The following is a 7,432-nucleotide window of genomic DNA, read 5'->3' on the forward strand; positions in this document are numbered from 1 at the left end:
GTTTTATCAGGTCACGTTCCGCAAAAAGCTTTACTATTCATTGGAAATGTTGCAGAAAGATCTGGACGACTGGCTGGATTATTACAACAATGAACGAACTCATCAGGGCAAGATGTGCTGTGGTAGAACGCCAATGGAAACATTAACTGATGGGAAACAGATTTGGGCTGAAAAGAATTTAGCTCAAGTCTAATCTGACGAAGACACCAGAAAACTGGGTAACTGTCAGATCAGGTCTGAGCTAGTACAAATTATGAACGGCCACACAAGGCCAATGGCGGAAAGCCACCTTTGATGGCTGCTTAACCTCTACTTTTAACTACGGTTAAAAATGGGAGGATTACCAAATCCAGGCACGAAAAAGCGGCATGATTGCCGCTTTTTTCTTGCGCGATTCTTACACTAATAAACTATTACACTCTGACTAATCGACGATATCCAGCACCACGTCATCGCCTATGGTGTAGAGGGCCTGGGTGAGTCGCTGCTCGGCGGCCTCATCTTTCACGCTCAGGCTAAAGTTGGCGCGAAACAGGGCGACCCCCGTGTGGCTGGCGGTCTCATAGTGGGTGGAGAGACGCTCGATATTGGCGCCCAGCTCATTGATCTTATTTGAGATATCATGCACCAAGCCGGGTCTGTCATAGGCCACCAGGGAGTAACGACGGATAGTTTGCGGCGCCTGGGACTTGCGCGTCTTGGCGTAGGTGAGGGTGAGGCCTTCGATGCATTCCAGGTTTTCAAGCAGGGTGTCCCAGTTGGCGGCGGGGACTTCCAGCAGCAAGATGGCGGCGAAGATGCCGTCGATATGGCGCAGCTCAGAGTCGAGCCAGTTGCCACCGTGGCGACTAACGCTGTGGGCTATCTGTTCGACTAATCCCGGTTTATCGGCGACTTGCAGGGTAACTAAATATCGTAACATTTCGCATAGGCTCCATCAGTTGGTTTTGTGCGGTTTCGCTGCGCGCCCAGCTCCAGGCACGCTTGATTCAATTTCCTGTAATAACAATATGAAAAGCGGCTGAAAAAGTTAAACAAGCTCCTATAATGATGACATTTTCTGGTTGTAACATTAGTGTCATCTTTGCGTCATATAATCCCGACTGTCAGAAAAAGGGCTTGCCTCGATTCACTATAGTTAACATAGCAGAAACGACAATCCCAGCGAAAACTCTACTGAACAAAAATTAACGAGGTTCTTAATGGAAACTCAGGTCATTCAACCTGGTTCTACTGCAACAGATTTGTTGATGGGCAAGGGCTCCAGCAAGCGAGCATTTAAGGATAAGCTCACCCAGTTTGGGGTGACGATGGGCGGCACCATGGTCTTCGTGGCGCTCTTGCTGATCTTTTTCTACCTTCTCTATGTTGTAAAGCCGATTTTCGATGGGGCAGATATCACACCAGTGATAAATGTCGAATTGCAAGATGCTAAGTCACCTGCGCTCATGGTGGGCAGTGACGAGCAGAACGAGATCCTCTACCGCGTGTCGCAAGATGGCGGGGTCAGCTTCTATAGCGCCCTGAGTGCCAGCCTGGTCAAGCAGGAGCACATAAATGTGCCTCAGGACGCCGAGATCGTTAGCAGCGTCGCCAGTGTACCAAGCGAGCAGCGCTTTGCCTTCGGCCTCTCAAATGGCCAGGTGATAATAGCCGGTGTTAACTTCGCCGTGACCTATCCTGATAACAAGCGTCTGATCACCCCAAGCCTGCGTTACCCGTTGGGCGAGGCGCCGCTGCAGGTGTCTGAGTCGGGCACGCCGCTTTATCAGCTGGCCTTCGCATCGGCCTCTGACAAGCTTAGCTTTGCCTACCATGACGCCAATGGTCGTTGGTTTCTGACCCGTCATAACGGCGAAGAGAACATGATGACCGAAGAGGTGGAGTGGGAAGCGACCACCAGTCAGATTAACGAGGCGCCTGCCCAGGTCGATCAGCAGTTGATGACGCCAGATCAGCGCCAGCTGCTGCTGCGCTCTGGCAATCGCTTGTACGTTTACGATATCCGCTATGTGGATGAGATCGCCCTGAGTCAGGTGATCGAGCTTGAACGCGCCAAGACCAAGGTGACAGATGTTGCCCTGCTGGCCGGCGCCAGCTCTCTGCTGGTGAGCTATGACAATGGCCAAATCTTCCAATATTTCCAGGTTAATGGCGACAAGGGTCGTCAGTACCAGGAGATCCGCGATTTTAAGAACAAGGCGGGCGTGAAGCGCATCGCCGGTGAGTTCTACCGTAAGAGTTTCGCCACCGTGAGTGCCTCAGGCGAGCTGGACCTGCTCTACACCACGAGTCAGCGTAAACTCTTTACCGAGACCTTCGATTTGGCTAACGCCACACAGATGGGCTTTAGCCCACGCGCCAACGCCCTGGTGGTCGAGGCGGGCAACAAGCTGCATCTGTTTGCGGTGGAAAACAGCCACCCCGAGGTGTCTTGGAGCGCCATGTGGAGCAAGGTGTGGTACGAAGGTTACCCCGAGCCGCAATATGTGTGGCAGTCAACGTCAGGCTCTGATGACTTCGAAGCCAAGCTCAGTCTGATGCCGCTGGCGTTCGGTACCATGAAGGCTGCGCTGTATGCCATGCTGTTTGCCACGCCGCTGGCAATTGCCGGCGCCGTATATACGGCTTATTTCATGTCGCCGAAAGTGCGCGCCGTGGTTAAGCCGACCATCGAGATTATGGAAGCCTTGCCAACGGTTATTCTCGGCTTCCTGGCCGGTCTCTGGCTGGCGCCGCTGATCGAGGATCACCTGCCGGGGATCATCATGCTGCTGGTGCTACTGCCTATCAGTATCTTGCTGACGGCACTGGCCTGGTACAAACTGCCGGGTCGCTGGAAGCAACGTCTGCCTGAGACCTATCAGGAGTTGATGCTGGTGCCGGTGATCTGTTTCGTGGGCTGGTTTGCTTTCTACATCAGCCCGAGTATCGAAGTGGCCTTCTTCGGCGGCGATACCCGTCTGTTTATCACTAACGAGCTGGGGATCACCTTCGACCAACGTAACGCGCTGGTGGTGGGTATTGCCATGGGCTTTGCGGTGATCCCAACCATCTTCTCTATCGCCGAAGACGCCGTGTTCTCTGTACCGCGTCACCTGTCTAACGGCAGCCTGGCGCTGGGTGCCACCAACTGGCAGACCCTGACCCGCGTGGTGCTGCTGACGGCGAGTCCGGGGATCTTCTCGGCGGTCATGATGGGGCTCGGCCGTGCCGTGGGTGAGACCATGATCGTGCTGATGGCCACGGGTAACACCGCCATCATGGAGTGGAGTGTATTCGAGGGGATGCGTACCCTGGCGGCCAACATCGCCGTGGAGATGCCTGAATCGGCTATCGGCAGCTCGCACTATCGCGTGTTGTTCCTGGCGGCCTTCGTACTGTTTATCTTCACCTTCCTGTTCAACACCATCGCCGAGGTGGTAAGACAGCGTCTGCGTGAACGCTACAGTTCACTCTAAGGGAGGCTGGCATGTTATCGATTTTTAATTTTTCGCCTGTGACGTTAAGAGGCCAATGTAATGGGTAAGTGGTTTAAGTCGGGCTCCCCCTGGATCTGGATGACAGGTGGCGCCGTGAGTATCAGTTTGATCGCCGTGTTGGGCTTGTTGCTATTGATCGCCTGGCGAGGTTTGAGCTACTTCTGGCCGGCGGATATCTACCAGTGGGAAGTGGTGGATCAGCAGGGCAAGCGCTCAACCATTATCGGTGAGATCTACGATAAGGAAGAGGTGCCTGCTGAGCGCCTGATCGCCGCCGGACACAAGTTTAGCGAAGAGCCCGGTGAGCTGGTGACCCGTTACCTGATCAAGACGGGTAACCGCGAGTTTGTTGGCCTGGACTTTCGCTGGGTGCTGGAGACAGATATTGTGTCGCGCACCACGCCAAAAGATGTCGCCAAGCTCGAGCGAACCAAGAACGGTGACTTCTTTGGTTATCCAATTGCCATCATAGAAGAGGGCAAGCGTCTGGCACTGGACGATGTGGAAGCCTCATTTGAGGAACATATCGAGCGTGCGGTCGCCCTGAGCGACAAAGCCACCACGCTGCAGAAACGTGAAATTGGCGCCGTTAACTATGCGCTGGAAAACCTGCGCCTTAAGGAGCGTCGCTATGAGCTGGATAACGCCCTGACCGACAGCCGCAAGCTGGAGCTGCAGGCCGAGCGTGACAAGCTACAGGCCGATTATAAGATATTGGAAAAAGCCTTCTTCGACCTGCGAGCAGAGGCGGGCCGTGATGCGGTGATCGTCCGTGACATGCGCGGCGAAGAGGTGACCCTCAAGCTAGATAGCATTCTAGGTGTGACTTACTCTAACCGTTTGGGCGTCATGGGTAAGCTAGGTCACTGGTTTAGCGGCGTGGGTAACTTTGTCAGCGCCGACCCCCGTGAAGCCAACACAGAGGGTGGTGTGTTCCCGGCTATTTTCGGTACCGTTTTCATGGTACTGCTGATGGCAGTGATTGTGACCCCGTTTGGCGTGGTCGCGGCTATCTATCTGCATGAATACGCAAAGAAAGGCCCAATCACTAAGATGATCCGCATCGCGGTGATCAACCTGGCGGGTGTCCCCTCGATCGTATATGGCGTATTTGGTTTGGGCTTCTTCGTCTACATGCTGGGTGGCTCTATCGACCAACTCTTCTATCCTGAAGCCCTGCCTGCACCTACTTATGGCTCGCCAGGGGTGATCTGGTCGGCGCTGACCCTGGCTATCCTGACGTTGCCTGTGGTGATCGTCTCTACCGAAGAGGGTCTGAGCCGTATTCCTAGTTCTGTGCGTCAAGGCAGTCTGGCGCTGGGGGCGACCAAGGCCGAGACCCTGTGGCGCATCATCATCCCGATGGCGAGCCCGGCGATTATGACGGGGCTTATTCTGGCGGTGGCTCGTGCGGCTGGCGAAGTAGCGCCCTTGATGCTGGTGGGGGTGGTAAAACTGGCGCCGACCCTGCCGATCGATATGAACTTCCCCTTTGTGCACCTTGAGCGCAAGTTCATGCACCTTGGTTTCCATATTTATGATGTGGGCTTCCAGAGCCCCAACGTTGAGGCGGCGCGTCCCTTGGTTTACGCGACCTCCTTCCTGTTAGTGTCTGTGATTGTGAGTCTTAACCTGACCGCCATCGCGGTACGTAATCACCTGCGTGAGAAATATCGCTCGCTGGAACACTAACCTAAAACCCGAATTAATCGCGTCTGGGCTAGGCTAGGGCGCGAATAACCTTTATCCTGAAGTGATTAGGAACAGATATGATTTCGATAGATCAGTCGGTAATGAAAACAGAGACTTTAGACTTAAATAATTTAAGCAGCGAGCAGACCGCACTTGAGATCCGTAACTTAGATCTAAAATATGGCGACAAGCAGGCCCTGTTTGACGTGTCGATGAAGATCCCCAAGAAGAAGGTGACCGCCTTCATCGGCCCCAGTGGTTGTGGTAAGTCAACCTTGCTGCGCTGCATCAACCGCATGAACGATCTAGTGGATAACTGTAATATCGACGGCGAGATCCTACTGCACGGCCAAAACATCTACGACAAGAAGGTAGACGTGGCATCCTTGCGCCGCAATGTGGGCATGGTGTTCCAGCGTCCAAACCCTTTCCCTAAGTCTATCTATGAGAACGTGGTCTACGGCCTGCGCCTGCAGGGGATCAACAACCGTCGTCAGCTGGATGAAGCCGCCGAGCGTTCACTGCGCGGCGCCGCGATTTGGGACGAGGTGAAAGATCGTCTGCACGACAACGCCTTCGGCCTGTCGGGCGGTCAGCAGCAGCGTCTGGTGATTGCCCGCGCCATCGCCATCGAGCCAGAAGTCTTGCTGCTCGATGAGCCGACCTCGGCGCTGGATCCTATCTCGACCCTGACCATCGAAGAGCTGATCACTGAGCTGAAGGCGAAATATACCGTGGTGATCGTGACCCACAACATGCAACAGGCTGCCCGTGTATCGGATCAGACCGCCTTCATGTACATGGGCGAGCTGGTGGAATATGCCGACACTAACACCATCTTCACCACGCCGAAGAAGAAAAAGACCGAAGATTATATCACGGGTCGTTACGGATAATTGGGCCTGCGCCAGATTTGAATTGCAAAGAATTGATAAGGTTGAATGTCAATGGAAAACATGAACTTAAATAAACATATCTCGGGTCAGTTCAATGCCGAGCTCGACGATATTCGTAACCGCGTACTGGCGATGGGGGGCCTGGTTGAGCGTCAGCTGGAACAGGCGCTGGATGCCCTGGGTAACTTAGATGCCGAGCTGGCGCAGAAGGTGATTGATGGTGACCACAGCGTGAATGGTATGGAGGTCTCTATCGATGAGGAGTGCACTCGTATCATCGCCAAGCGTCAGCCAGCCGCCAGCGACTTGCGTCTGATCATCGCCATCTCCAAGACGATTGCCGATCTTGAACGCATCGGCGACGCCTGCGTGAAGATTGCCGCGGCGGCGCTGGATAAGCGCCTGAAGAACCAACAGCCACTGCTGGTAAGCATAGAACACATGGGCCGTCACGCGACCCGCATCTTACACTCGACTCTGGATGCGCTGGCGCGTATGGATGCCGAGGTGGCCGTCGAGCTGCACAAGGAAGATAGCAAGCTAGATAGCGAGTACGAGGGCATCATACGTCAGCTGATGACTTACATGATGGAAGATCCACGCTCTATCCCTGAAGTGCTCGACGTACTCTGGGCGGCGCGCGCGGTCGAGCGTGTGGGCGACAGATGCCAGAACATCTGCGAATACATCATCTACTATGTTAAGGGTAAGGACGTACGCCACACCTCTTATGAAGAGATGAAGCAGATCTAAGCTCAGCTTGAGTCTTAACCTAAGAAGAAGCAGCCCTTGGCTGCTTTTTTTATGTTATATGTTGCATTAATTAGCGCTACTATTTGCATTCGACTATGACGATGTGGTGCTCTTGCTTTACTCTTTTTAACGATAGCATCAGTCTTGAGTGTCAGTCTTTATATTGCCATATAATTCAGGATGTTAAATTTTTTTGTAGTAGGTATTTGTGATTGACCTAACTGTCAATTTTAGAGCAAAGTTGTTGTTACACATAGGGGGCACCTTTGAGTTTACTATCTCTAGTTAACTATCATCATCTACTAAAAAAGTGTGAGTGGGAGTTATCGCGCATAGAAGAGTGTACTGCGCATCCTGATTATGTAGTGGTCAACTAAAATTGGCCACGGTTTTGTATTCAAGCCAGTATCTTCGCTCTGACTCATTGGGTGTCAGCCCACCGTTATATTGATGTGGTCTCAGCTGACTGTAATACCCCGTCACATATCGCGAAATTTCACTCTTAGCCTCACCGATATCCCGATAGCCGGTCATCGGTATCCATTCTGTTTTTAAGCTTCTAAAGAAGCGCTCCATCGGGCTGTTGTCCCAGCAGTTTCCTCGTCGACT

The 7,432-nt window shown here is 53.2% G+C and carries 7 protein-coding genes; 5 read left to right on the top strand and 2 right to left on the bottom strand.

The window, feature by feature from the left end; genetic code table 11:
* A partial coding sequence (locus L1D47_RS19565; protein WP_239886478.1) for an IS3 family transposase occupies positions 1-193 on the top strand: 193 nt, incomplete at its 5' end.
* 231 nt (positions 194-424) lie between these two features.
* Here L1D47_RS19565 and L1D47_RS19570 read toward each other — a convergent pair.
* On the bottom strand, positions 425-922 hold the full coding sequence (locus tag L1D47_RS19570; protein WP_239850334.1) for an ACT domain-containing protein: 498 nt from the start codon (positions 920-922) through the stop codon (positions 425-427).
* Between the two features lie 280 nt (positions 923-1,202).
* On the opposite strand from L1D47_RS19570, the gene L1D47_RS19575 reads away from it, so the two are divergent.
* The 4 genes from L1D47_RS19575 to phoU all read left to right on the top strand — a co-directional run bounded on the left by L1D47_RS19575 (position 1,203) and on the right by phoU (position 6,823).
* Entirely contained in the window at positions 1,203-3,461 is a 2,259-nt protein-coding gene (locus tag L1D47_RS19575) for an ABC transporter permease subunit (protein WP_239886479.1), read from the top strand.
* Positions 3,462-3,521: 60 nt separating this feature from the next.
* Positions 3,522-5,174: a phosphate ABC transporter permease PstA gene (gene pstA / locus L1D47_RS19580; protein WP_239886480.1), complete on the top strand. Its 1,653-nt coding sequence runs from the start codon at positions 3,522-3,524 to the stop codon at positions 5,172-5,174.
* A 77-nt stretch (positions 5,175-5,251) separates the two neighbouring features.
* Positions 5,252-6,070, top strand: coding sequence for a phosphate ABC transporter ATP-binding protein PstB (gene pstB, locus L1D47_RS19585; RefSeq protein ID WP_011865499.1), 819 nt, complete (start codon positions 5,252-5,254; stop codon positions 6,068-6,070).
* Positions 6,071-6,121: 51 nt separating this feature from the next.
* Entirely contained in the window at positions 6,122-6,823 is a 702-nt protein-coding gene (gene phoU / locus L1D47_RS19590) for a phosphate signaling complex protein PhoU (protein ID WP_239886481.1), read from the top strand.
* A gap of 369 nt (positions 6,824-7,192) precedes the next feature.
* Here phoU and L1D47_RS19595 read toward each other — a convergent pair.
* Positions 7,193-7,432: integrase core domain-containing protein (locus L1D47_RS19595; RefSeq protein ID WP_239882331.1), on the bottom strand; the 240-nt coding region annotated here is incomplete at its 5' end.

This window comes from Shewanella sp. Isolate7, from assembly GCF_022398425.1.
Classification (GTDB): domain Bacteria; phylum Pseudomonadota; class Gammaproteobacteria; order Enterobacterales; family Shewanellaceae; genus Shewanella.

Coding starts and splice junctions, on each gene's coding strand:
- L1D47_RS19570 (WP_239850334.1), bottom strand. CDS start 922: ATGTTACGATATTTAGTTACCCTGCAAGTCGCCGATAAACCGGGATTA.
- L1D47_RS19575 (WP_239886479.1), top strand. CDS start 1,203: ATGGAAACTCAGGTCATTCAACCTGGTTCTACTGCAACAGATTTGTTG.
- pstA (WP_239886480.1), top strand. CDS start 3,522: ATGGGTAAGTGGTTTAAGTCGGGCTCCCCCTGGATCTGGATGACAGGT.
- pstB (WP_011865499.1), top strand. CDS start 5,252: ATGATTTCGATAGATCAGTCGGTAATGAAAACAGAGACTTTAGACTTA.
- phoU (WP_239886481.1), top strand. CDS start 6,122: ATGGAAAACATGAACTTAAATAAACATATCTCGGGTCAGTTCAATGCC.